This window comes from Klebsiella sp. AqSCr, assembly GCF_008452795.1.
In the GTDB taxonomy this organism is placed as follows: domain Bacteria; phylum Pseudomonadota; class Gammaproteobacteria; order Enterobacterales; family Enterobacteriaceae; genus Klebsiella; species Klebsiella pneumoniae.
In genome coordinates this window covers 1-25,260 of record NZ_MJDM01000041.1, presented here as the reverse complement: position 1 = coordinate 25,260, position 25,260 = coordinate 1, and the positions used below count along the sequence as shown (strand labels likewise).

General features: G+C 56.1%; 21 protein-coding genes and 4 pseudogenes. 11 read left to right on the top strand and 14 right to left on the bottom strand.

Translation table 11 applies throughout. From position 1 onward, the window contains the following. Positions 1-9: 9 nt before the first annotated feature. From BHE81_RS26275 to BHE81_RS29065, 3 genes are all read left to right on the top strand, one after another. Positions 10-1,020, top strand: coding sequence for a zinc-binding alcohol dehydrogenase family protein (locus BHE81_RS26275; protein ID WP_004152284.1), 1,011 nt, complete (start codon positions 10-12; stop codon positions 1,018-1,020). A 403-nt stretch (positions 1,021-1,423) separates the two neighbouring features. Beyond that, positions 1,424-2,428: an IS110-like element IS4321 family transposase gene (locus BHE81_RS26270; RefSeq protein WP_000427623.1), complete on the top strand. Its 1,005-nt coding sequence runs from the start codon at positions 1,424-1,426 to the stop codon at positions 2,426-2,428. A gap of 111 nt (positions 2,429-2,539) precedes the next feature. Continuing rightward, on the top strand, positions 2,540-2,968 hold the full coding sequence (locus tag BHE81_RS29065) for an EAL domain-containing protein (RefSeq protein ID WP_306425632.1): 429 nt from the start codon (positions 2,540-2,542) through the stop codon (positions 2,966-2,968). A 22-nt stretch (positions 2,969-2,990) separates the two neighbouring features. Here BHE81_RS29065 and BHE81_RS26260 read toward each other — a convergent pair. From BHE81_RS26260 to BHE81_RS26215, 10 genes and pseudogenes are all read right to left on the bottom strand, one after another. Further along, positions 2,991-3,249, bottom strand: a pseudogene (locus tag BHE81_RS26260) (IS66 family transposase); the annotation flags it as partial. Between the two features lie 49 nt (positions 3,250-3,298). After that, positions 3,299-3,637, bottom strand: a complete 339-nt coding sequence (tnpB, locus tag BHE81_RS26255) for an IS66 family insertion sequence element accessory protein TnpB (RefSeq protein ID WP_032415058.1) — start codon at positions 3,635-3,637, stop codon at positions 3,299-3,301. Positions 3,638-3,690: 53 nt separating this feature from the next. Continuing rightward, a complete protein-coding gene (fecE, locus tag BHE81_RS26250; RefSeq protein ID WP_004152282.1) occupies positions 3,691-4,458 on the bottom strand; it encodes a Fe(3+) dicitrate ABC transporter ATP-binding protein FecE in 768 nt (255 codons plus the stop codon). Then, positions 4,459-5,415, bottom strand: coding sequence for a Fe(3+) dicitrate ABC transporter permease subunit FecD (gene fecD / locus BHE81_RS26245; RefSeq protein WP_004118246.1), 957 nt, complete (start codon positions 5,413-5,415; stop codon positions 4,459-4,461). It lies immediately after the preceding gene. Further along, positions 5,412-6,410 carry an iron-dicitrate ABC transporter permease FecC gene (gene fecC / locus BHE81_RS26240; RefSeq protein WP_004118243.1) on the bottom strand — a complete coding sequence of 333 codons (999 nt, stop codon included), beginning with the start codon at positions 6,408-6,410 and terminating at the stop codon, positions 5,412-5,414. Before fecC ends, fecD begins: the two co-directional genes overlap by 4 nt. Next, positions 6,407-7,309, bottom strand: coding sequence for a Fe(3+) dicitrate ABC transporter substrate-binding protein FecB (gene fecB, locus BHE81_RS26235; RefSeq protein WP_032415038.1), 903 nt, complete (start codon positions 7,307-7,309; stop codon positions 6,407-6,409). The genes fecC and fecB overlap by 4 nt, the downstream gene beginning before the upstream one ends. A 44-nt stretch (positions 7,310-7,353) precedes the next feature. Next, positions 7,354-9,678, bottom strand: coding sequence for a TonB-dependent Fe(3+) dicitrate receptor FecA (gene fecA, locus BHE81_RS26230; protein ID WP_032415036.1), 2,325 nt, complete (start codon positions 9,676-9,678; stop codon positions 7,354-7,356). A gap of 85 nt (positions 9,679-9,763) precedes the next feature. After that, positions 9,764-10,717: a ferric citrate uptake sigma factor regulator FecR gene (gene fecR, locus BHE81_RS26225; RefSeq protein ID WP_004197067.1), complete on the bottom strand. Its 954-nt coding sequence runs from the start codon at positions 10,715-10,717 to the stop codon at positions 9,764-9,766. Continuing rightward, positions 10,714-11,235, bottom strand: coding sequence for an RNA polymerase sigma factor FecI (gene fecI / locus BHE81_RS26220; RefSeq protein WP_004197062.1), 522 nt, complete (start codon positions 11,233-11,235; stop codon positions 10,714-10,716). The genes fecR and fecI overlap by 4 nt, the downstream gene beginning before the upstream one ends. 475 nt (positions 11,236-11,710) lie before the next feature. Continuing rightward, positions 11,711-12,196 (bottom strand): annotated as a pseudogene (locus BHE81_RS26215) (Mu transposase domain-containing protein); the annotation flags it as partial. Between the two features lie 207 nt (positions 12,197-12,403). Between BHE81_RS26215 and BHE81_RS28925 the strand changes: the two are divergent. The 8 genes and pseudogenes from BHE81_RS28925 to BHE81_RS26175 all read left to right on the top strand — a co-directional run. Further along, positions 12,404-12,505, top strand: a pseudogene (locus BHE81_RS28925) (integrase); the annotation flags it as partial. A gap of 284 nt (positions 12,506-12,789) precedes the next feature. After that, complete coding sequence (locus BHE81_RS26205; RefSeq protein WP_004118840.1) at positions 12,790-13,917, top strand: transporter substrate-binding protein; 1,128 nt, start codon at positions 12,790-12,792, stop codon at positions 13,915-13,917. Next, positions 13,914-14,507, top strand: coding sequence for an ANTAR domain-containing response regulator (locus BHE81_RS26200; RefSeq protein WP_032415034.1), 594 nt, complete (start codon positions 13,914-13,916; stop codon positions 14,505-14,507). Before BHE81_RS26205 ends, BHE81_RS26200 begins: the two co-directional genes overlap by 4 nt. After that, complete coding sequence (locus tag BHE81_RS26195) at positions 14,504-15,352, top strand: ABC transporter permease (protein ID WP_004118228.1); 849 nt, start codon at positions 14,504-14,506, stop codon at positions 15,350-15,352. Before BHE81_RS26200 ends, BHE81_RS26195 begins: the two co-directional genes overlap by 4 nt. Next, positions 15,352-16,272: an ABC transporter permease gene (locus BHE81_RS26190; RefSeq protein ID WP_004118227.1), complete on the top strand. Its 921-nt coding sequence runs from the start codon at positions 15,352-15,354 to the stop codon at positions 16,270-16,272. Before BHE81_RS26195 ends, BHE81_RS26190 begins: the two co-directional genes overlap by 1 nt. Positions 16,273-16,284: 12 nt before the next feature. Continuing rightward, entirely contained in the window at positions 16,285-17,889 is a 1,605-nt protein-coding gene (locus BHE81_RS26185; protein WP_004152278.1) for an ABC transporter substrate-binding protein, read from the top strand. Positions 17,890-17,933: 44 nt separating this feature from the next. After that, the gene (locus BHE81_RS26180) at positions 17,934-18,881 is read left to right on the top strand and encodes an acetamidase/formamidase family protein (protein WP_004118225.1); all 948 of its coding nucleotides are present in this window, start codon (positions 17,934-17,936) and stop codon (positions 18,879-18,881) included. Between the two features lie 7 nt (positions 18,882-18,888). After that, on the top strand, positions 18,889-20,622 hold the full coding sequence (locus BHE81_RS26175; protein ID WP_004118832.1) for an ABC transporter ATP-binding protein: 1,734 nt from the start codon (positions 18,889-18,891) through the stop codon (positions 20,620-20,622). Positions 20,623-22,443: 1,821 nt separating this feature from the next. On the opposite strand, the pseudogene BHE81_RS26170 reads toward BHE81_RS26175, so the two are convergent. From BHE81_RS26170 to tnpA, 4 genes and pseudogenes are all read right to left on the bottom strand, one after another. Beyond that, positions 22,444-22,821, bottom strand: a pseudogene (locus BHE81_RS26170) (IS66 family transposase); the annotation flags it as partial. Between the two features lie 37 nt (positions 22,822-22,858). After that, positions 22,859-24,397: an IS66 family transposase gene (tnpC, locus tag BHE81_RS26165; protein ID WP_016808813.1), complete on the bottom strand. Its 1,539-nt coding sequence runs from the start codon at positions 24,395-24,397 to the stop codon at positions 22,859-22,861. A gap of 49 nt (positions 24,398-24,446) precedes the next feature. Next, the gene (gene tnpB / locus BHE81_RS26160) at positions 24,447-24,794 is read right to left on the bottom strand and encodes an IS66 family insertion sequence element accessory protein TnpB (protein WP_004114612.1); all 348 of its coding nucleotides are present in this window, start codon (positions 24,792-24,794) and stop codon (positions 24,447-24,449) included. Next, positions 24,791-25,168, bottom strand: a complete 378-nt coding sequence (gene tnpA / locus BHE81_RS26155) for an IS66-like element accessory protein TnpA (RefSeq protein WP_004114613.1) — start codon at positions 25,166-25,168, stop codon at positions 24,791-24,793. The genes tnpB (BHE81_RS26160) and tnpA overlap by 4 nt, the downstream gene beginning before the upstream one ends. Positions 25,169-25,260: the final 92 nt, after the last annotated feature.

Genomic DNA, 25,260 nt, shown 5'->3' with positions numbered 1-25,260 from the left:
GGAGACAGAATGAAAGCCGTTGGTTTCTGGCAACCCGGGGAAAGTACATCCGTTATTGAAGATTTGTCGCTTCCCCACCCATCCATGCCCAAGGGGCGTGATCTTTTGATCAGAGTCAGGGCGGTCGCGGTTAACCCACGGGACCTGAAAAGCCGGCGAAACATCAGCCCCTCTGCAGGCAATCCGGTAGTTATGGGATACGACGCTTCCGGTGTTGTTGAAGCAACCGGACCAGATGTGACGCTGTTCAGGCCAGGTGACCACGTTTTCTATGCCGGTGTGCTCGATCGCCAGGGAGCCAACGCAGAGTTTCAGCTGGTTGACGAACGCATTACGGGGATAAAGCCGGCAGCACTAAGTTTTGAAGCTGCAGCGTCGGTTCCTCTGACCGGTCTGACAGCCTGGGAAATGTTATTTGATCGTCTGCAGTTGTCAGTGAACGGAGATGCTGATCAGACCCTGTTGATGCTTGGCGGTGCGGGCGGAGTCCCTTGTATGGCTATACAGCTTGCCCGCACTCTGAGTCGGGTGAACATCATCGGGACTGCCTCCCGGCAGGAGAGTGTCAGAGCGGTTCGCGGGTTTGGTGCGCATTATGTCCTGGATCATTCATGTGCGCTTGCGCCACAGGTTGCCAGCCTTGCTGGACTCCCTCCCATTACCCGGATTTTCTCAACGTACACCACGCCATCTGCCTGGGAAAATATGGCCGAAATTATTGCCCCACAAGGCCGTATCGGACTCATCGACGACCCTGAACCACTGGATCTGCGTTTGATCAAATTTAAGAGCGTTTCTGTTCACTGGGAGGCAATGTTTACCCGCCCCATGCATGCTACTGCGGACATGTCTAAACAGCATGATATTCTTAACAAACTCTCATGCATGCTGGATTCCGGTAAGCTCAAACCTCCGTTGCTGGCAGAGTATGGCAGGCTGAATGCTAAAGCACTTCGCCGGGCTCATGAGGACATGGAAAATAAAAATGTGAACGGGAAAATTGTTTTTTCAGGGTTCTGATGAACAGGCCTGTCAGAGTAAAAAAAGATTCGGGTTCAGCACAATGCTGAATTCTGTCTGGCTATAGAGTAAGAATCGTACCGGAATTGAGCATTTACCCTCAGTACCTGCGGATGAAAAAGCAGTCTGCCCTGACATACTGAATAATCCCTTCTCATAAGATGCCTCTCTTTTGCTGTTTAAAGAGCTGAGCAGTCCGGGCGGAGACTGACCTCGTTCCGCTTTCCAAGCGACCCCCTTGTTGAAAGTGCGACAAAAGAGATAGGGCGAATGACTATACTTCGCTCATAGCTGCCCGTCATGCCAGCTCAAAAAACAGGCTTAACGTAGGATATTTAATGAGATGGTCACTCCCTCCTTCCCGGTACTATGCTGAGGACAGGCTTTCATTCGGAGAACTATCATGGAAAACATTGCGCTCATTGGTATCGATCTGGGTAAAAACTCTTTCCATATTCATTGCCAGGATCGTCGCGGGAAGGCTGTTTACCGTAAAAAATTTACCCGGCCAAAGTTGATCGAATTTTTGGCGACATGCCCCGCTACAACCATCGCAATGGAAGCCTGTGGCGGTTCTCACTTTATGGCACGCAAGTTGGAAGAGTTGGGGCATTCCCCAAAGCTGATATCACCACAATTTGTCCGCCCGTTCGTTAAAAGCAATAAAAACGACTTTGTCGACGCCGAAGCTATTTGTGAAGCTGCATCGCGTCCGTCTATGCGTTTTGTGCAGCCCAGAACGGAATCTCAGCAGGCAATGCGGGCTCTGCATCGTGTCCGTGAATCCCTGGTTCAGGATAAGGTAAAAACAACCAATCAAATGCATGCTTTTCTGCTGGAATTTGGCATTAGCGTTCCCCGAGGAGCTGCCGTTATTAGCCGACTGAGTACCATTCTTGAGGATAATAGTTTGCCTCTTTACCTCAGCCAGTTATTGCTGAAATTACAACAGCATTATCACTATCTTGTTGAGCAGATTAAAGATTTGGAATCCCAGTTGAAACGAAAGTTGGACGAAGATGAGGTTGGACAGCGCTTGCTGAGCATTCCCTGCGTCGGAACACTGACAGCGAGTACTATTTCAACTGAGATTGGCGACGGGAAGCAGTACGCCAGCAGCCGTGACTTTGCGGCGGCAACAGGGCTTGTACCTCGGCAGTACAGCACGGGAGGTAGGACGACATTGCTGGGAATTAGTAAGCGAGGTAATAAAAAGATCCGAACTTTGTTGGTTCAATGTGCCAGGGTATTCATACAAAAACTGGAACACCAGTCTGGCAAATTGGCCGATTGGGTCAGGGATTTACTGTGCCGGAAAAGCAACTTTGTCGTCACTTGTGCTCTGGCAAACAAGCTGGCCAGAATAGCCTGGGCCCTAACGGCACGACAGCAAACTTATGTAGCATAACGGCAGAAATACACCGGTTTAAAGAATTACTGATCTGGTTTTGCGAATACTGATATTGATGATACTAACGGCCCACCGGCCTGTTGAGGAACCTGTAAAACGGAAAGGCTCATTGAAGCCGTATATTTTCTGGAGGTTCATCAGGCGCGGAACTCATCAAGGCGCGGGAATAAAATCCCATTCAGACGCCGGATAGATTCAAGCAAGCCAACTTGTCGTCAAAATCGGTGTTGCAAAAACGGGAGTGACCATAGATTCCGTTTTCCAAGCGGCCCCCATATTGAATGGCTGACGGTACTGGATTTCGATGAGATAAAAATAGACCGTATTTTTATTGCCAATATTGATGACCCGGTGAAGCGAGCGCTACTTGTTTCTGTGGTGAAAGGGTTACGTGGTACTGGCAAACCACTGGTGTTTGAAGGGGTGGAAACGCCAGGACAGTTTGAATTCGTCCGTTCTCTTGGCCCCGGTTACCTAGTTCAGGGCTGGTATACCGGAAAACCCGAAACAATATCTGCGATGAATATTCAGGGTTAAAACGATACGTGGCCCGGCCCGTATCGGCAACCCGACCCGTCAGCGTATCGCTTTCTGTCTGAAGCCGGTTCAGGTCGGCTTCTATCTGCGCGATGCGGCGGGAGATTTATTCAGAATGACTGCCGAAGTTCATTCGGCGAAGCTTATCCAGCTGCGCCTGCAGATGGTCTATTTCGCGCTCCCGGTCGGCCTGCTTTTCCAGCAGGGCGCGGTTCAGCGCTTCCTGTTCGGACAGGCGCTGTTTCAGCAGAAGGATGTCGTCAGGGGGAGGTGTTGTTCATAAGCCCGCATTTTACGAGGCTTATTCAACGACAACCAGGATAAAGAGGCCTACAACATGGTCAGGGACGTAAGCAGTCTTTTAGGCTGCCGCCAGTCGATGCCTTCCAGAAGCATTGCCAGCTGCGCCGGGGTCAGGAACACTTTGCCATCGCGGACAGAGGGCCAGGCGAAGCGGCCGCGTTCCAGCCGTTTGGTCAGCAGGCTCAGCCCGTCGCCGGTGGACCACAGCAGTTTGACCTTACTGCCGCTGCGGCCCCGGAAGATGAAGACATGGCCGGACATCGGGTCATCTTTCAGCATCGTCTGCACCTTTACGGCGAGACCATTGAAGCCGTTGCGCATGTCGGTGATACCGGCAACCAGCCAGATTTTGGTGCCTGTTGGCAGGTGGTTATCACTTCCTTTATCTGTCCTGTGATGATCCTTATCACTTCGCCAGACTACTTCACCACACACATGGGTCTGCCAGATACCGGTTCGGGATGGATTTCCGCTTCTACGCTGAACACCGTCTTTAGAAGCTCTGGTTTCATCACTGCTTCCGGAGCACCTTGCGCCATCACGCGACCGCTTGCCAGTACCACCAGATGATCGCAATAGCGGCTGGCCTGATTCAGATCGTGGAGTACCGTCACTACGGTTTTCCCCTGCCTTTTGAGTTCAACCATCAGGCGCATCAGTTCAACCTGATGATTGATATCGAGGTAGGTCGTAGGCTCATCAAGAAGAATGAGTGGGGTATCCTGTGCCAGCACCATCGCCAGAAACGCACGCTGGCGCTGGCCGCCGGAAAGCTGGGTTAACCTGCGGTCAGCCAGATTGCGCGTCCGGGTCTGACTCATTGCCACGTTGACCCGCTCGTTGTCTTCCGCGGAGAGTCGCCCCCACAACGACAGCCACGGGCTGCGGCCGTAGGAAACCAGTTCCCGTACAGTGATCCCCTCGGGGGATAAATGGTGTTGCGGCAGTAAAGCCAGGCGGCGAGCCAGCTGGCGGGCGGAAAAACCGGCTATGGGTTTTTCATCAAGCAATATCTCGCCAGAGTCTGGTGTTAACAGGCGAGAAAAACAGTTCAACAGCGTCGATTTCCCGCAACCGTTAGGGCCGAGCAGGGCCGTGATTTTTCCGGCAGGCAGGGCGAGAGAAAGTCCATCCAGCACGGTTTGTGCGCCATAGCTGACGGTCAGATTTTCAGTACGTAATCTCATTTATCGCATTCTCACAAGCAGCCAGACAAACCACGGTGCGCCGATAATGGCGGTCAGCACGCCTGCCGGAAGCTCCAGCGGCGGATGAATGATTCGTGCCAGCAGATCGGCAATGACCAGCAACAACGCGCCCGTCAGGGCCGAAACGGGCATCAGCCAGCGGTGACGCCCGCCGGCGATCCTGCGCACCATGTGCGGCACGACGAGACCAATAAAACTTATCGGGCCACAGACGGCCACGCCGGTTGCTGTCATCGCGACAGCCAGCATCAGCCCCTGGAACCGGGTGCGCTGAACCGACACGCCGAGCGTGGCTGCTCGTGCATCGCCCAGCGCCAGCAGGTCGAGATCGCGACAAAAGCGCAGGCTCAGCGGCAAAAACAGAATGAGCAACGGCACGGCAATCTTCACAAAGTGCCAGTCGCGCCCCCATAAGCTACCCGTCAGCCACAGCAGGGCACTGTTTACATCCTGCGGGTGCAGGAGCATCAGGTAATCCGTCAGGCTCGCCCAGCAGGCGGAAAGCGCCACGCCGGTGAGCGCCAGCTTCATCGGCTGGTGGGTCTTTGCCAGCATCTTCAGCAAGATCAACCCCGCCATACCGCCCGCAAAGGCCAGCAGCGGCAGCACCATCACGGATAGTGATGGCATAAGAAGCAGTGCTCCCACAGAGGCAAGGCTGGCGGCATGGTTAATGCCGAGAATATCCGGTGATGCTAGCGGGTTACGCACAATCCCCTGTACCAGCACGCCCGCCACGGCGAGGGCTGCACCGACAAACAGTGCCAGCAGCAAGCGCGGCAGTCGGTACTCCATCAATACATAATAATGCTCGCGTCCGTCCTGCCAGTCGGTCAGCAGCGCGCGCCACGGCACGGGGATCACCCCCATATGGAGTGATAACAGCGCACAGCCTGCCAGGGCAAGGGTGATGAAAATGACCAGCGCAATTTTCATCCTCGCCTCCTCACCAGCCAGACAAAGCAAGGACTGCCAATCAGCGCCAGCACTGCGCCTGCGGGCAGATCGCCGGGGAAGGCCAGCGCGCGTGCGAGTACATCTGCCATCAGCATCAGCGTGGCCCCCAGCAGCATGCTCACCGGCAGTACGTTGCGCTGATCGAAGCCTGCCCAGAAGCGCGCCAGATGTGGCACCAGCAGGCCGATAAACGCCACCGGACCTGCCACACTGACGCACGCGCCAACCAGAAGCAGCACTAACATATTGATGATCAAACGTAGTCTCGGCAGGTTCACTCCCAGCGTATGGGCGGTACTGTCGCTGACGTTGAGCAGGTTCAGTTGATTCGCCAGCAGCAACACGACAGGGACTGCAGTGACCACCACCGGCAAGAGCTGCCAGACATCCTGCCAGTGGGCGTGGGACACTCCGCCTGCCAGCCAGTAAAAGATGCCGTAAGCATGATCTTCGGCCAGCAGTAGGGTGATGCGGGTCAGGGCCATACAAAAGGCCGACAGCGCGATACCCGCGAGGATCAGTTTGTTTCTGTCCTGGGTATGACGAAACCCGCCTCCTGCGGTCATGACCAGCAGCCAGCTCACGCCGCCCCCGCATGCCGCGATGAACGACAGGGAATAGCCTGCAACCGGCGTCGGACTCAGCGCGCTGGTAAGCGCCATAGCCAGCGCCGCGCCGCTGTTAATGCCGAGCAGTGAAGGAGAGGCCATTGGGTTGTGGGTCAGGGTTTGCAGCAGCGTGCCCGCGAGCGCCAGGCTTGCGCCGATCAGAACGGCGACCAGGCTTCGCGGCAAACGAAGGTTTTGCACCAGCGCTTCTGGTAGCGTTGGCGTGTGTCCAGGCAGCAGGGCGCGGATTGCGTCTGCTCCGGAAACAGGAATGGCCGAGTAGCAAAACAGACTCAGCCAGAAAATAATAATAAGTACTGCAACGGGAAGCCCCCACAGCAGCACCGGGTGTTTTAGCGCGGTCATTTCATATCGGTAAGCGGCTGATGGTGGAAGATTTTTACCGTGTCAGCGGCAATACGCTCTGCGGCAAAAATACCGCGCATCCGCGCCCAGGCGTTACTGTCGACTGAAGCAACCTGCTGCTTCTGCGCGGCGGTTAATATCTGCCAGAGCGGATCTTGTTGCCAGCGTTTAACAATGCTCTCTTCGCGATAGTGGGCAACCAGCAGCCAGGCAGGATTGACCGCCAGCATTTGCTCCAGGCCGATGGACGGCATGGACGCGCCCGCCATCGCAGCGGGAACGTTCAGCCCCAGAGAAGCCAGCACGCTGCCGGTCCAGGTCTCCTGGGTATGCAGGTTGAATAGCTGTTCGCGTGATGTGCCAAAGGCCACGCGTGTCCCTGTGGGAAGCTGGCTGGCCCACTGCGCCATCTTCTCTTTATGTTGTTCCAGACGCGCCTGCATCTCTCGTTTTTTACCTACCACTTCGCCGATGATAGCCGCTGAGTGCAAATTTTCAGCGTAGGTTTCGTTGCGGGACTTAAGCAGCAGTACCGGCGCGATTTGCTGCAAGGCGGTGTAAATCCCCGCATGGCGACTGCTGTCGGCAATGATCAGGTCTGGTTTCAGGGCAGCAATGGCTTCCAGGCTCGGCTGCGCGCGCGTTCCGACGGACTGCCACGGTTTCAGGTGCGCACGCACTTCGGGCAGGATGCGTTTTGCATCGTTATCGTCGGCAATACCGATCGGGCTGACGTCCACGGCGGCCAGCGCATCGGCGAACGAGAGTTCCAGCACCACAATCCGTTGTGGCGTTTTATCGAGTGTAAACGTGCCGTGTTCGTCCTGAACCGTGGCGGCAAAGGCGTGGCCGATCACCAGCAGCAGGCCTGCAAAAAGAAAACGGATAAATGCCAACATAGTCACATTCCAGCTAAAAGCCCGGCAAGCCGGGCGTTAACACATCAGAACTTCAACGACCCCTGCATATACAGCGTGCGCGGCTGGCCTGCGTAGATGCCTTTGTTGTTGTCGTCATAAGAGCGGATGAAGTAGTCCTGGTCGAAGATGTTTTTCACACCGAACGCCAGGTTCAGATCTGCCATCTGCGGGCCAAAGTCATACGCCACGCGTGCGCCCCAGAGCATGAAGCCGGGAATGCGGCCGGTACTGCCGTCGGCGCTCTCTTTCACCGTATTGGCGTTATCCGCAAACTGGCTGGACTGGAAATCGCTGTTCAGATTGAACGTCCAGTTGCCCGGCTTGTAGTCCACGCCCAGCGTGCCTTTATGTTTCGGGGAGAATGGCACCTGATTGCCATAGGTGTCGCCTTTCTCGCGGATTTCCGCGTTCACATACGCATAGCTGGCGTAGACGGAAACGTTATCAAGCGTTGGCGTTAGCGTACCCAGGTCGTAACGTGCCTGCGTTTCCAGCCCGGTATGGCGCGTTTTGCCACGTGCAGTGACGGTGTCGTTGGTCTGGTTGGAGTCGTACTGATTGTTAAAGTTAATTAGGAACAGCCCCATTTCCGCCGTCAGCGCGCCGTCGTCGTAGCGGGTACCGAGTTCCCAGGTTCGCGCTTTTTCCGGTTCCACATTGCCGCTTTGCACAGCCTTGCCAATCTGGCTGTACTGTACGGTGCCGAACGAGCCTTCAGTGTTTGCATAAAGATTCCAGCTATCAGTCAGGTGATAGAGCACGTTCAACGCCGGAAGCGGTGCGTTATAGCTCACCTCTTCGTGCGTGCCTTTGATGGCGTTGTTCTGGTATGACTCGATATGTTCGAAACGCATACCCGGCGTGATGGTCCAGTTGCCGATGTCGATTTTGTCATCCAGATACCAGGCGTGCGCCTCGGTGCCGGAACGCGTGTCGCGGTCGTAAGGGCTTGAGCCGGACGGCAACTGCCCGCTGCTGGTGGCGGTGTAGTAACGCATTTCATGCGTTGATTCATTCACATAGCGATAGCCCACGCCCACTTCGTGCGCGTAAGGGCCGATCATAAAGCTCTGGCTGTAGCGTGGCTCAATACCGCGCACCCAGTAGTTACGCGGCGAGAGGGTGATGCGTTTGCCTTGCTCCAGGTAGCCGCTGCGCAGGGTTTGGGTGTAGAACCCCAGAATGTTGAATTTATGCTGGCTGTCCGGCTGGAACTGGTAGCCCAGGCTCGCCAGCTTGCGACGGCCCCAGAAGCGGTCATACGGGCGGGTGGATTGCCAGCGATCGGCGTCGTAATCCGCGCGGGACAGGCCGCCGGGCATGTCGGCTTCACCATCGTAATATTGCAGCAGGCTGTTGAAGGTGTGCACCTCATTCGGCGCATATTTGCTTTTCAGCATCAGGTCGTCGATGCGGGTGGCGCTGTGCTCGCGCCAGTCACTGCCGCGCGTGCCGGAGTAGAGCAGCGCGGTGCCAAAACCGTTGTCCGCTGTGCCGCCCACCATCAGGTTGTGCGTCTCTTTCGGGTTGTTTTGTGAAGAGGTTGGGCTGAGCTGACCTTCCACCCCCGCCTCGATACCAAAGTCCTGCGGAATGGCGCGGGTAACAAAGTTCACCACGCCGCCCACGCTCTGCGGTCCGTAACGCACCGCACCACCACCGCGCACCACGTCAATGGCATCCATGTTGCCGAGCGAAACGGGAGCCAGTGAAAGCTGCGGCTGACCGTAAGGGGCAAAGGGGACGGGGATGCCGTCCATCAGGACGGTCGAGCGGCTGGCGAGGCGTGGGTTCAGGCCCCGGATGCCAAAGTTCATCGCCAGGTCGTGGCTGCCGGTGCCGTTGTTTTCCGGCGCGCTGACGCCAGGGATGCGGTTAAGCACCTCACGCATGGTGGTTGCGCCGGTTTTGGCGAAATCCTCACGGCGGATCACGTCACGCGCGCCAGCATGTTCAAATACGTCGTTTTCACGCGCATCGCCCAGCCAGTCGCCGACCACGGTCAGGGCATCTTCTTTTGGCGCGTGCGCGGGCTCCAGCGTCCAGCTGTTATTTCCCAGCGGTTTTACCTGCAGTCCGCTGCCGTCCAGCAGCTGTTGCAGGCCGCTCTCGACGTCGTAATCTCCGTGCAGGCCGTTGCTCTGCTTGCCGCGCGTCAGGCTGGCGTCAACCGAGAGGGTAATTCCGCTGTGTGCGGCATACTGATTGAGCGCTTTGTCGAGCGATCCCGGTGCGATATCAACCTGTGCAGCAAAAGCGGAAAACGAGAGACCGGCCAGCGGCAGCAGGCTCAGGCGAATGGCGTTAACCAAAGGTGTTGTTTTACGAAAAACGCGTAACGGCGTCATACCTTCTCCATCATCATTTTTGTTGTGTTCAGTTATGAGTCGAACGAGAAGGTAAAAAGGACAATCGAAATGAGAATTATTTTTCTTACAGCGGTGAAATGTTTATCCAGTACCGCGTAATAGACTGAATTTTAACGGGAAGCGTTTGAGCGATAACGTTCAGGATCGCATCGGTATTTTTCAGCGGGAACGTCCCGCTCAGGCGCAGCCCGGCAACGGCGGGATCGCAGCGCAGCACGCCGTTGCGGTAACGGCTTAGCGTGGCTATCACCTCACCCAGCGGTTTATCGCTGAAGCTCAGGATGCCCTTCGTCCAGCTTGTACTCTCGTCATCCAGCGGTTTCACTGCGCCAAACTCAGAGGCGCTGAACTGCAGGCTTTCACCAGCGTTCACGATGCGTTTTTGCGCGGGGGCACTGGCGAGAAGCACTTCCACGGCGTGCTGCTGCACGTCAAGCTGCGTGAAATTATCCTGCTGGCGGACGGTAAATTCTGTCCCTAAAGCGGTGAGTTGGCCCTGACGGGTCAGGACGCGGAAGGAGCGTTGCTGCGCATCTTTCGCGGTAGTAATGGCGATTTCACCGTACCAGAGCCGGACGGTGCGCTGATGCGCATCAAAACGCACATCCGCCGCGCTTTGGGTATTCAGCGTGAGCAGGGAGCCATCTTCCAGTTGCTGACGGCTGACTGCGCCTTTGGGGGTGCGGTAATCTGCCCGCAGACCTTCGCCGGTTTCCGACTGCCAGAGTTGCCAGCCTCCGCCAGCGCCGAGCAACAGCAGTAATCCTTTCATCACGTGACGGCGGGTGAGGCGGGTATCGTGCAGCGCCCGGCTGGCAACGTCGCCAGGCACACCGCCAAGCTGGTTGCGCAGGTTTTCAACCTGCTGCCAGGCCCACTGGTTATCCTGATCCTGTTCATACCACTGTTGCCAGCGCGCTTCCTGTTGTGGGCTGACGCGCTCGCCGCTTAGCACGGCATACCAGTGGGAAGCTGAACGCAGCGCCTGACGGCGGGAATCGGTTAACGAAGGATTCATAACCCATGCTCCAGACGAAACAGCAGGCAGTGCTCGACGGCTTTCGCCACGTATTTTTTCACGGAGCTGACGGAAACACCGAGTTTGTGCGCAATCTCGCTGTATGTCAGGCCATCCAGTTGCGAAAGCAGAAACGCTTCACGTGTTTTTCCGTTTAGCCCGTCCAGCATGCTGTCGACGAGTTGTAGGGTCTCGAGCTGGCTTTCGCGTTCCTCAGGTGAAGGCGCTCCCCCCTCCGGCATAAGCGCCAGCATCTCCAGATACGCTTTTTCCAGCGCGTTTCGGCGAAACAGGTCCACCATCACGCGTTTGGCGATAGTGCACAGGAAAGAGCGAGGATCGCGGATCGTCGAGAGCGTTTCGCTGCTCATTACCCGCAAAAAAGTGTCCTGGGCAATGTCATCTGCATCAAAGGCAGACTGGAGTTTGCGCGTCAGCCAACTTTTCAACCAGCCGTGATGGGTGCCATAAAGCGACTCGAACGTTAAGGAAGCTGTGGTAGTGGCACGGTCAGACATGCGGAGTGCATCAAAAGTTAATTATCACGTAGCCATATTAATATGAGAATGGTTATCATTACAATTGGAAATAAAATTGTTTCCAATAAACATTTTTAACATGTTGTTTTTCTAAGTGTTATAAGGTAGGTATAAAATGGGATGGATCCTCTGCTTCTGGCATCTGTCGGTCAGAATGACATCATGATGTGGTCTGCTATTATTGACATCCTCCCCGCCCTTTAGGGCGGGGAGGATGTCAACTATGAGTGTTGCCTGAAATGTCGCCAGCCCCCGGTACAGCAGAAGTATCTCGGGCTTTCTGCGTTTGCTCCTGGTGGGTATGGCCCCCGCAAGCGGGGGTTATTGCTAACTGTCGTTTCAACAAAAAGTAACTTTTTTCACTTTGCCCCTCAGTACAAATTAGGGGCTTGCCGCGGATGTACCATGCCTGAATATCTTCGAGTGATGATTTGGTGCGGCTTTGTTGAATAAATCAGATTTCGGGTTCCACCTGACTGACCTGCTGCCAGAGCGGGGCGTGATGCTCCGGCACGGTCTGCCAGCCGGATGCAGCCGAACAGAGACGGTGCGATGCCATCTGCTGCTCATTACTGTAGATCCGCAGTTCATCATCCAGCGAAATCCGTATTGATACCGGCTGGCCACACAGGCTTTCCGGCACGCTGTAACGGTTTCCGCCAACCTCGATATAGCCATCCCAGGAGACATGACGGATATCGAAGTAGCTGGTATCGAAGTCCGTATCCGGCAACGGCTGCAGATGCTCCTGTTCCTGCGTGAAGCGCTGTTCCGGTGTCTGCCTGAACTGGCGAAGTTCCCGCCTGTCGGCAACGTCAGCCATCCACTGCTCCAGTAGCTGATTAACCTGGGCGAAGCTGTCGAACCGGCGGTACCGGACGAAGAAGTTCTCCTTGAGGTATTTCACCATCCGCTCCACCTTACCTTTGGTTCTGGCCCTTTATGCTGACTCATTATTTCTGGCCATAAAGGTTCTGGCAGTGCCATCTTTCGGGTCAACAAAGGTAATATCTTCAGGAGCACGACGAGGGCTGGCCAATGACAGAAATATTACGGGTTCTTCAAGAAGGGTTGGTAATGCATGGACAACATTACGCTCGAAAAAAAGCACGTGGCCGGGGGCAAATTCGGCTTCGTCACGAGGATCTTCCATCCAGAGCGTCCCCATGAATCCCTGAATAACCTGACGCCGGAGGATCACCTGCTGATGGCTGAAAAACCGGAACTCTCAAAAAGTGCGTGGAACTAAAACAGGTGTGCATTACTCCACCTCATGTTGAAGAGACCAGACTGCATCAGAAAATTGCACCATAACTGAGCAAGCCGCATCCCATTGGTGCAAAAGTGTCTCCAAAAATAAATAATCCATTGATTTAACTGTGCTTTAAAAATGGCATGAATTTTTCATGTCGGGTATATGCAAGCAGGGGCAACCCTTAAGCCTTGAATCCATTAAATATCGACAGGTAATGAAGCCTGATTGTCCTAATAAGGACAATCAGGCTTTTTTATTAATGCAGAGAGCAAACATACGTGCAAACTATTGATATTGGAATTTTGCTTTCCACAGAAGGTACCTACAGCCACCTGGCGAACAGCACACTGCTTGGTGCGCGCCATGCCTTAGAGGAAATCAATGCCGATCCTGCTTATCCTTTTCAGCTGCGGGCCCGACATATCAACCCTGCGGGTGAACTCGCAGCCTACAGTGAAGCGGTGAGCACCTTTATCGCTCACGGCATCCGCCATATCTTCGGAACCATTACCTCTGCCAGTCGGAAGGAGATTATCCCGGACCTGGAGCAGCATAACCTGCTGCTGTGGTATGGCTGTCCTTACGAGGGGTTCGAGAGCTGCGAGCAGGTCGTATATCTGGGCGGTTGTCCGAACCAGACTCTGCTGCCACTCCTGCGGCTGGCGCTGGATATGTTCGGAAATCGCTCCTGGCTGATCGGCTCTAACTACGTCTGGGGCTGGGAAAGCAATCGTATCGCCCGTGAGGTAGTGGAAGGTTCCGGCGGTACGGTGGTGGGCGAAAAATATCTGCACCTGAGAAACAGCAACGTGACCGAGTTGATTGAGGCGATTCTCAGCACAGAGGTAGATTTTGTACTCAATAACCTGGTAGGCGAAACCTCTTATGCGTTTCTGCGCGCACTGGACGAGGCCTGTCTTCGCGATCGGCGGACGTTAGCGGTGCTCAGCTGTAATTTTACCGAAGCCGAAGTCGCCGAAGTCGCGCCACTAAGGGCGGTACGTTTGCTTTCCTGCGGACCGTTTTTTGAGAGCGTCGATCTCGATTTTTGCGCGCGGCAGCACCTGCAACATGGCGCACAGCGCATCTCCCACTACTATATCGGCGGCTGGCGGGCAGTAAGGTTGTTTGCCAATAGCCTGCGCGAGGCCGGAAACAGCGAGCCGGGTGCGGTGCTGGCGGCACTGCATCGTCAGCACGACGTTGATTCTCCGGGCGCTCGCTCAGTAATGGCTCGAAACAACCACGCCTGTTTGCCCTGCTACATCGCTGAGTTGCAACAAACTTGCTTTCAGATACTGCATCGCGAACCGCTGCCGGTTATGCCCGATCCCTATCTCTCCGCGACCGAGCTACGTGAAAGCCGAACGGTTGCAGCCAGACCTGCTCTGAGGATTGTTAAATGAAAACGCTGCTGTCCCCGGATTTAGATGCTCAGCCGCTCCTGCTGGTAGACTGTGAAGCAAGGAGTCGCGAAGCGCTGGAAAAAAACCTGACGCGGATGGGTATCCGCTGGCATCACCTGACCGGAGATGAGGCTTTACCTCCTCTCACCCCCTGTGCAGTACTGGTGGAACTGGAGGCATTCGCCAGCCCGCTAACCCTGAGCCAGATCAATCTGGCGGGAATACCGGTGATCGCGCTGACCTCACATGAGGGACTTTACCAGGTACAGCGCGCGCTGGAGTTAGGGGCAACAGCGCTCCTTACCAAGCCTATTACACAGCGAGCCATCTATACCACCCTGATGATGGCAGTGGGGCTGCGTCAGCAGTTGCATGACATTCAACAGCAACAGATGCTACTGGGCCAGCGTCTGGCAGCAATGCCGCAGATTACCCAAGCTCTGGCGGCCCAGATGCAAGCGGAAAGTATTGATGAACAACAGGCATGGGTTCGCCTGCGCTCGGAATCAATGTGTACGAACCAGTCGGTGGCACAGGTGGCGCAGAAGTGGCTGCTACGAATGTCGTCCGGCAAGCGGGGAGCACAATGAATAGAGTCGGATATTTTCTGCGCCGGCCAGCCCTGCTGCTCTCGCTGCTGTTTATTCTCCTGGTGGTGATGAGCGCGCTGTTTGCCCCCTGGCTCACCCCCTTCGATCCCGATGAACAGTTTGTCGAGGGACTGAGCCTGGAAGGCGCACCGCTTTCTCCCAACAGCACTTACTGGCTGGGAACCGATCTGCTGGGACGCGATCTCTTCTCGCGTTTAATTTACGGAGCTCGTACTTCGTTACTCATCGGTGTTGTCGCCAACGGCACTGCAGTACTGATCGGCGTCCTGGTAGGGCTTAGCGCAGGTTATCTGCAGGGGCGTATCGGAGGGCTGCTGATGCGCTTTACCGATCTGATGATGGCGTTTCCCGCACTGCTGCTGGCGATTGCCCTGGCGGCGATTTTCCAGCCAAGTGTCTGGATCGTGTCCCTGGTGATCGCCATGGTGAACTGGGTGCAGATCGCCAGGGTTATCTACGCCGAAACTAGCGCGCTTAGCGCCCGCGACTTTATCGCCGTGGAACGCACCCTGGGGGCCGGAACGTTGCGTATTCTCGGCGTGCATTTAATTCCACATCTGGCGCCAACGGTGCTGGTCTGGGCCACACTAGGCATCTCCACCACAGTCCTGCTGGAAGCTACTCTATCGTTCCTCGGGGTGGGGGTACAGCCGCCAACGCCGAGTTGGGGCAACATCATCTTTGAAAGCCAGAGCTATTTTACTTCGGCTCCCTGGCTGGTGTTCTTTCCCGGCGCGGCGATTGTGCTGCTGTCGCTCTCTTTCAATATCGCTGGTGACGCCCTGCGCGACGCCCTCGATCCCGGCTTAAAAGGACGAAACTAATGCTATTTCTGGGAAAACGTCTGTTGCATGCCGGGCTGATCCTGCTTGGCGTTACGTTGATCTGCTATTTGCTGCTGTTTATGTTGCCCGCCGATCCAGCGCGCCAAATCGCCGGGCGCAGTGCCACGCCGGAAGTAGTCGAAAACATCCGCCATCAGTTGGGGTTGGATCTTCCGTTTTATCAGCAATATTGGCGTTATCTGCAGGGGCTGCTGCACGGCGATCTGGGACGCTCGTTTATTCAGCGCAGCGAAGTGAGTGAACTGGTTTCCGCCCGTATCGGGCCGTCACTGCAGCTGATGGCGGCGGGTATTCTCTGCGAGTTGGTACTGGGGATCGCACTCGGCACCCTGGCGGCGTTAAAACGCGGCGGGCTGGCGGACCGGCTTCTGATGGCGCTCTCCTTTATCGGTGTTTCGGCGCCGCAGTTCATCGCCGCGATGCTTTTTCTCTATCTTTTCGCCGTGGTACTCAACTGGTTCCCGATGGGAGGCTATGGCGGCTTCAGCCATCTGGCGCTACCGGCGCTAACCCTCGGCCTGCTCGGCAGCGGCTGGTATTCACGCATGTTGCGCTCGTCGATGATTGAGGTGCTGCATCAGGATTTTATCCGTACCGCGCGGGCCAAAGGGCTGGGCCGAACCCGCGTACTGCTGCGTCACGTGCTGCCGAATGCCGTGCTGCCGCTAATTCCGATGATAGGCATTGATATCGGCATTTTTATGGGCGGACTGGTGGTAGTCGAATCGGTCTTTGGCTGGCCGGGTATCGGTCAGCTGGCCTGGCAGGCGATTCAACAGGTGGATATCCCGGTGATTGTCGGGGTAACCACCGTGTCAGCGGTTGCCATTGTTGGCGGCAACCTTATTGCGGATCTGGTGCTGCCGTGGGTCGATCCGCGCATTGATGTCAAAAAGTAGCAGGGGAAGATGATGAAAAATGCGTTATTGACAATGGCGGTGGCCGCGGCCTGTTTCTCTTATGGCGCGCAGGCTGACGAGAAGACCGGCGGCGATATCGTGGTGACCTACCAGAACGACGTGGCGACCCTCGATCCGGCCATTGGCTATGACTGGCAAAACTGGTCGATGATCAAAAGCCTGTTCGACGGCCTGATGGACTATCGTCCCGGCACCACCGAGTTGGTGAACGACCTGGCGGAGAGCTACGCCATTTCCGAGGACGGCAAGGTCTACACCTTTGTGCTACGCAAAGGGGTGAAATTCCACAACGGCCGCGAGGTCACGGCGGCGGACGTGAAATATTCTCTGGAACGCACAGTCAACCCGAAAACCCAAAGTCCGGGCGCCGGGTTCTTCAGTCCCATCGCGGGCTATGACGAGGAGGCCAGCGGTAAAAGCACGACCCTGAGCGGTATCGAGGTCGTCGACGATCATACGGTAAAAATCACTCTGAAAGAGCCCAACGCCACCTTCCTGCATGTGCTGGCGCTGAACTTTGCCTCGGTGGTTCCCCGTGAGGAGGTGGAGAAATGGGGTGCCGACTTCGGCAAGCATCCGGTCGGCAGCGGCGCGTTTGAGCTCCAGGAGTGGAAGCTGGGCCAGGAGCTGATCTTCCGCAAAAACCCGAACTACTTTAAAGCCGGCGTGCCGCGGCTGGATCACATAAAGTTCGAAATGGGACAGGATCCCTCGGTCGCTCTGCTGCGGCTGGAAAAAGGCGAAGTGGATATTGCCGGCGACGGCGTACCGCCCGCACAGTTTCTGTCGTTTAAAAACAACCCGGCCTATAAGGGCCTGATGGTCACCGGCGACCAGTTGCAGACCGGCTACGTGACGATGAAAACCACGCTGCCGCCTTTCGATAATCTCAAAGTCCGCCAGGCGGTGAACATGGCGGTCAACAAAGATCGCATCGTGCGCATCATTAATGGACGCGCGGCGCCGGCCAACCAGCCACTGCCACCCGCCATGCCCGGTTATGACAAGGCATATCAGGGTTTCAGCTACGACCCGGCAAAAGCGAAGCAACTGCTCAGCGAAGCGGGTTTCCCCAACGGTTTTGCTACCGAACTGTACGTGATGAATACCGATCCGCAGCCGCGTATCGCTCAGTCTATCCAGCAGGATCTGGCCAAAGTGGGCATCCACGCCAGCATCAAATCCCTGGCGCAGGCGAATGTGATTGCGGCGGGCGGCTCCGCCAGCCAAGCGCCGATGGTCTGGTCCGGCGGCATGGCGTGGATCGCCGATTTCCCGGATCCCTCCAACTTCTATGGCCCGATCCTCGGCTGCGCCGGGGCGGTAGAGGGCGGCTGGAACTGGGCGCGCTACTGCAACAAAGCGCTGGACGCGCAGGCGGCCGCGGCGGACAGCATGGTGAAACCCGACCAGCAGGACGCGCGCATTGAAGCCTGGCGCAAAATCTTCATCACTGCAATGGATGACGCGCCCTGGGTGCCGGTATTCAACGAGAAGCGCTACACCGTACATTCCGCACGCATGGGGGGCGAGGACGCGCTGTATGTCGATCCAGTGCATGTACCAGTCAACTACGACTATATCGGACTGAAATAATTTGATGGCGCCGGGACGGCGCCGCTGCTTAAAGGAGAGTCAGGATGTGCCAAAATTGTCTGGTGAAGACCATTCATCATGCTCAACATCATTTCGGCTGGGATAACAGCCTGAGCCCGGTCCTGCACGTAGCTTCCGGCAGCCAACTGGAGTTTCACTGCCTGGATGCGGCTAACGGCTGGTTCAACGCCGGTTCTACCGCAGCGGATATCCCAACGCTGCCGTTTGATAAGCTCAACCCGGTCAGTGGCCCGGTCTATGTGGAAGGCGCTCAGCCGGGCGATGCGCTAAAGGTGACGCTGGAATCCTTTCGTCCCAGCGGCTTTGGCTGGACTGCGAATATCCCGGGCTTCGGCCTGCTGGCCGATCAGTTTTCTGATCCGGCGCTGACGCTGTGGCAATATGACCGCCAGGGCTTAACCCCCTGCGCCTTTGGCCGATATGGCCGCGTACCGCTGAAACCCTTCGCCGGTACCCTCGGCGTCGCTCCCGCCGCCGCGGGCCATCATTCGGTGGTGCCGCCGCGCCGCGTGGGCGGCAATCTGGATATTCGCGATCTGGCCGCTGGCTGCACATTATGGCTACCGGTGGAAGTAGAAGGCGCGTTGTTTTCTATTGGTGACACCCACGCCGCGCAGGGCGATGGTGAAGTCTGCGGCACGGCGATTGAAAGCGCGATGGACGTGGTGGTGAAGCTGGAAGTGGTTAAAGATATGCCGCTGAAAACGCCGCGTTTCGCCACCCCTGGCCCAGTGACCCAACATCTGGATCGGCACGGCTACAGCGCCTTCACCGGCATTGGCCCTGACCTGATGACCGCCGCCCGCGACGCGGTAAGCTATACCATCGATGCGCTGTGCCGCGAACAAGGGATGTCGGCGGAAGAGGCCTATATGCTCTGCTCCGTGTGCGGCGATCTGCGCATCAGCGAAATCGTCGATCGGCCTAACTGGGTGGTGTCGTTCTATTTTCCCAACAGCGTGTTTAATTAGGAGCGTTATGTCAGCAGTCCTATTTCCGGCGCCGCTGCTCTCGGTCGAGCGCCTGTCGATCCAGTTTGGTACACAGCGGGTGGTGGATGACGTCAGCTTTGCGCTCTGGCCGGGAAAAACTCTGTGCATTGCCGGCGAGTCGGGCAGCGGTAAATCGCTGACTTCGCTGGCGATCATGGGTTTGCTTCCGGAGGAGGCACAGATTCCAGGCGGCGCGATTATTTTTGATAACCAGGATTTGCTCAGCCTGCCGGAGCGGCAAATGCAGTTGCTGCGCGGCAAGTCGGTTGCCATGATTTTTCAGGAACCGATGACCTCGCTCAATCCGCTGATGACGGTGGGCCAGCAGCTGGAAGAGACGCTGCAACGCCACGAAGTGCTGGGCCGCCGTGAACGGCGCAGCCGGGTCAGCACGATGCTGGACGCGGTCAAAATCAGTCATGTGGAGAAGCGCCTGCAACAGTATCCGCACGAGCTTTCCGGCGGTATGCGCCAGCGGGTGATGATCGCCATGGCAATGCTGTGCCAGCCACAGGTGCTGATTGCCGATGAGCCGACCACGGCCCTCGACGTCACTATTCAGGCGCAGATCCTCGAGTTGATGCGCGAACTGCAGCAGGCGTTTTCCACCAGCCTGCTGTTGATCACCCACGATATGGGAGTGGTGGCAGAAATGGCCGATGATGTGCTGGTCATGAGTCACGGCAAAATCATGGAGCAGGCTCCGGCAAAAACGCTGTTTACCTCGCCGCAGGCGGCTTATACCCGCCAGCTGTTGCAGGCGGTACCGGTGCTGGGCCAGGCGCCCGCGCTGGCGCCGGTCGAGGCGACGCGACCGTTGCTCAGCGTCCGCGACCTCAGCGTGCGCTTTCCGGTGCGCGGCGACGGCCTGCGCGTGCGTCGCGAAGTCCATGCCGTCGATGGCGTCAGCTTCGATCTTTTCCCCGGCGAGACGTTGGGCATCGTCGGTGAAAGCGGCTGCGGTAAATCGACGACGGCAAAAGCGCTGATGAATATGGTGCCATTTAGCGGCAGCGCGCAGCTTAACGGACAGGAGCTGCACGGCCTGAAGGACGAGGCGTTAAGAGCGGTACGCCGCGATTTGCAGATGGTGTTTCAGGATCCCTGGGCGGCGCTCAATCCGCGCAAAACTATTTTCGACCTGGTTGGGGAGCCGCTGCTGATTCATGAGCAGATGCCCGCAGTACAGCGCACGGAGCGGGTGGCGCAGCTATTGCAGCAGGTCGGCCTGCCAGCGGAAGCGATGCGGCGTTATCCGCACCAGTTTTCCGGCGGCCAGCGCCAGCGCATTTGCATTGCCCGCGCGCTGGCGCTGAACCCGAAAGTGATCATCGCCGATGAATCGGTTTCCGCGCTGGATGTTTCAGTACAGGCGCAGGTGCTGACGCTGCTGGAAGATTTGCGTCAGCGCTATCGGCTCAGCTATCTGTTTATTTCCCATGATATGGCGGTGGTGGAGCGCATCTGCCACCGGGTAGCGGTGATGTTTGGCGGCCAGCTCGTGGAGATCGGCCCACGAGATCGAGTGTTGCACCATCCGCAGCATCCTTATACTCAGCACTTGCTCAGCGCCGTTCCTATACCTGACGTTCAGCAAAGACGGCAACCCCGAGCCACCAGCGCAATGCCGATAAGACCAGAACCGATCAAACCCATCGGCTATCAGAGAGTACCGCAGCGCTTTACCGATTTTGGCGACGGGCACCTCGTCGCATGCTGAACAAAAAAGCATTCAAACCGGCGGATTTCCGCCGGTGGCAACACTGTTGCCACACAACTCGACGAGAGGCCATTAAACTGGAAAAGTTAGCACATAGCAGGACATAGAGCCGGTCTAAAATGCCCTAAATGCAAATAGCCTTTATTTCATCTGATCACTGTCGGTGATTAGCACAGTCAGGTGAGTGATTTTGTTGATTCCTGTCATAGAAAATACGCCATTTTGGCTAATAAATCCGTTGCGGGTCTATGATGGACAAAGCATAATTTGCCGTGAGCGAAGTCTTGCCAGTTCTTTAATGTGAAAGAGGAAACGCAAAAAAACCACCCTGGCAGGTGGTTTTTTTTGTTTATTACCATCTGATTTATAAAGAAATATTTACATTGATATGGCTGACATATATAGACCAACCACTTTGACTACCAACAGGGTAGCCAAAGAGAGTTAGAACAAGAATGCATAGACACACTCTGTTCATATCGCCTCCGGGAATCAGGGCGGCCTCCGACACTATATGCGCTTCTGTGACGGAACGACTAGTTGAGCGAAGTCTTGCCACCAAAAAAAAGACTCTGTTTTAACGCAAAGTGATCTGGCAGTATCACCGAACAGAGGCTGGATGACACATAATAGAGTTATGTATGTCTTTGTTTACAAGATGCATTCTAATTTGTAAATGTAGTGATTTGCATCATAGATGTTTTCTTTTTTATTGACCCAGAACAAGGTAAAAAGGTGGGAGCACAGACGGCAGGCCATGGCAAGAAATGTAAATTTAGCTGTCTGTTTTTTGTACTCAACCAGCTGGGTTTGTAATGAACGCTCACCAGTAGCATGTAGCCAACTTTTTTATATGCGGCAGGTCTTATCTCGCTGAAAAAGCCGGAAGGGATTACATGGCCGAGTTGGTCAGGTACAGCAATGAACACAGGGTAGTCCCACTGCGGACGGCACGGCTCGCTGCGGAAAACGTCTGAAATGCTGAGCTGTATTTTTCCCACCTTCGCCTAAGATCCTGACCCGGGTTTGACGCTACTAACCGTAAATTGCTGTGCAATGTATTGTTCGGCAGAATAGGCAGTCAGTAGGTGATAGTGAAAGTTTTTAGTGCGAAAGGCGGCAACATCGCAGCACAGACAGCAACCCGGGGCCGTGGAAAATAATGCAACCAGATACCGTGATGCCTTGGGGAAACCTCGTCCTTCAGGCCGGGGAGGAAAGAAGGCGGTTTTCCGGCTAACATGGTTTTCTGAGTAGGCTGACGTACCAGCACTGATTATGGTTGTGCTAGAGACCAGGAGAACTCTAGTCCAAGGCTGTGTCCGGACCGAAATCATCCGGCACGATGCGTGTAAATGATACCGTCAGAGTGTACCGCAGAAGTCTACTTTTCAAACGTACATTTTAATAAGTAAAGTAGTTTTCTTCATTTCCAGGCAAGGCAAATGGGATGAACACAGCTTTCCAGTGTCTCCACTCTTACGCATGTTCGGAGTCTGTTGGCCATGGCGGCACCGGTGGTACGTGAGTTAGCGGTCTGACGGCCGTCTGAGATACCCGCCATGTTTGTCGGGATAGTGAAATACTGGCCATCGGATCGCGGGGGTTAAAAAGCGATCCTCATTCAGGAATGGCAATACGCCCGGTAGAGTTACCGGGGATGCCTGAGCGACTGTCCCCCTCGGTGCAGCCGAAGGGGTCAGAAGAAAACGGCTTTCTGAACGTAAGGTGAACTGGGCGTTGTTATTTCCTGAGTATGATATTGTTTACATCAAAGAATTTAAGTAAGCGTGCAGCAAGAACCGTATTGACGGGGATGTGTTATTCAGTCGGCAGTGCTACGCGCCAGGGGAGCAGTTCGCCGACCCGGTTTATCGGCCAGTCGGCTATGACGTCAAGGACATAGCGGAGGTAGCTTTCTGGCTCCACTCCGTTCAGTTTGCACGTCCCGATCAGGTTGTACAGCAGCGCTCCCCGCTCTCCTCCATGATCCGAACCGAAGAACAGGTAGTTTTTGCGGCCCAGACTGACCATCCGCAGCGCATTTTCAGCGATGTTATTGTCCGCCTCAGCCCAGCCATCATCTGCATAGTACGTCAGCGCCGGCCACTGGTTCAGGGCGTATGCGATCGCTTTCGCCAGTTCTGAGTGTCGCGACAGGGTTTTCATCTTTTCACGCAGCCAGCTTTCCAGGGATTTGTAAGCGTACAGCGAGAACCGTATTGACGGGGATGTGTTATTCAGTTGGCAGTGTGATGCGCCAGGGTAGCAGCTCGCTGACCCGGTTGACCGGCCAGTCAGCTATGACGTCAAGGACATGGCGAAGGTAGCTTTCTGGATCCACGCCGTTCAGTTTGCACGTCCCGATCAGACTGTACAGCAACGCTCCCCGCTCACCACCGTGGTCTGAGCCGAAGAACAACCAGTTTTTACGACCCAGACTGACCATCCGCAGCGCATTTTCAGCGATGTTATTATCGGCTTCGGCCCAGCCGTTTTCTGCATAGTACGTCAGGGCCGGCCACTGGTTCAGGGTGTACGTGAACGCCTTTGCCAGCTCCGAGTGTCGCGACAGCGTTTTCATTTTTTCACGCAACCAGCTTTCCAGGGTACTAAGCAGCGGTTTCGTTTTCCGCTGACGTTCAGCAAGCCGTTGTTCCGCCAGCATTCCTCTTATTTCCGCCTCCACGGCATACAGTTCGCCGATACGCTTCAGGGCTTCCTCCGTCAGGGCTGACGGCGTGCGAACGTGCACATCGTGGATTTTACGGCGGGCGTGAGCCCAGCAGGCGGCTTCCGTTATCCGGCCATCGCGGTACAGCTCGTTGAACCCGGCGTACGCATCCGCCTGTAGCACACCGCTGAACCCCGCAAGATGGGTCTGCGGATGGATGCCTTTTCTGTCGGGGCTGTAGGCGAACCACACCGCCGGTGCCAGCGCTGACCCGGCGTTGCGGTCATCACGAACATACGTCCACAACCGCCCGGTCTTCGTCTTCTTATTGCCCGGCAACAGCACCTGGACCGGGGTATCATCGGCATGGAGTTTACCGTCAGTCAGGACATAGTCCTGAAGCGCCTCCTCCAGCGGGGACAGCAGCCGGCAGCATGCATCCACCCAGCCCGACAGCAGTGAACGGCTCAGTTCCACGCCCTGGCGACCGTATATTTCAGACTGACGATACAGCGGTGTGTGCTCTGCATACTTTGAGGTCAGCACGCGGGCCATCAGCCCCGGTCCGGCGATACCCCGCTCAATGGGGCGCGAAGGCGCGGGGGCCTGCACGATGGCATCACATTTTGTGCAGGCATGTTTTTCCCGTACGGTCCGGATCACCCGGAAGGCGCTGCGCATCAGCTCCAGCTGTTCAGCGGCATCCTCACCCAGGTAACTCAGCGCACCACCACACTCCGGGCAGCAGGAACCCGCTGGCCGCAGGCGTTTTTCATCGCGGGGGAGTGATTCGGGGAACGGTTTGCGGGTGCGGGTCTGACGCAGAGTGCGCTGTACTGCCGGGTCATCCACCCGACCGGTCAGCGTATCGCTCTCTTTCTGAAGCCGGTTCAGATCGGCTTCCATTTGTGCGATACGGCGGGAGACTTTTTCGGAACGGCTGCCGAAGTTCATCCGGCGAAGTTTATCCAGCTGCGCCTGCAGATGGTCTATTTCGCGCTCCCGGTCTGCCAGCTTTTCCAGCAGGGCACGGTTCAGCGCTTCCTGTTCGGCAAGGCGCTGTTTCAGCAGAAGGATGTCGTCAGAAGAGATGTCATTCATAAGCCAGCATTTTACCAGGCTTATTCTGCGACAACCAGGATAAAGAAGCCTACAGCATGGTCAGGGAGGTCAGCAACCGCTTCGGCTGTCGCCAGTCGATGCCTTCCAGCAGCATTGCCAGCTGCGCCGGGGTCAGGAACACTTTGCCATCGCGAGCTGACGGCCAGGCGAAGCGCCCGCGCTCCAGCCGTTTGGTCAGCAGGCACAGCCCGTCGCCGGTGGACCACAGAAGTTTAACCTGACTGCCGCTGCGGCCCCGGAAGATGAAGACATGGCCGGACATCGGTTCGTCTTTCAGCGCCGTCTGCACTTTTGCAGCCAGCCCGTTGAAGCCGTTTCTCATATCGGTAATACCGGCAACCAGCCAGATTTTGGTGCCTGTTGGTAGCGGGATCATCGCTTCAGTTCCTGTATCAGCAGAGTCAGAAGCTTTTCGCTGACAGTGCCGTTGAGGCGGAGTGTCCCGTGCCGGAACGTTACCTCACAGCAGATGCTGAGCTCTGAGTCCTCAGCGGGCGGTTCTGGTTGTACGGCGGTGGCATCGAGAGTCACAGGAAGTAACTGAGGACTCTCAGAGGAAGGTAATAGCAGCTTTCCCTCGCGCCACTGCTGGCGCCATTTAAAGAGCAGATTGGCATTAATGCCATTTTCAAGCGCCAGTTTTGAGATGGATATCCCGGGTTCGCAGGAGGCAGCAACGAGTTGCTGTTTAAACTCAGGAGAATAATTAGGGCAGCCTTTACGCCTGCCGGGAGTCATATTTTTCTGCATATCTAACACTTTGGTTCCCACTACTTATTTGGTGGACACCACTTTGTCGGATGCTTCAGATTATGACCAGACGGTTCACGCTGTACGCTTAC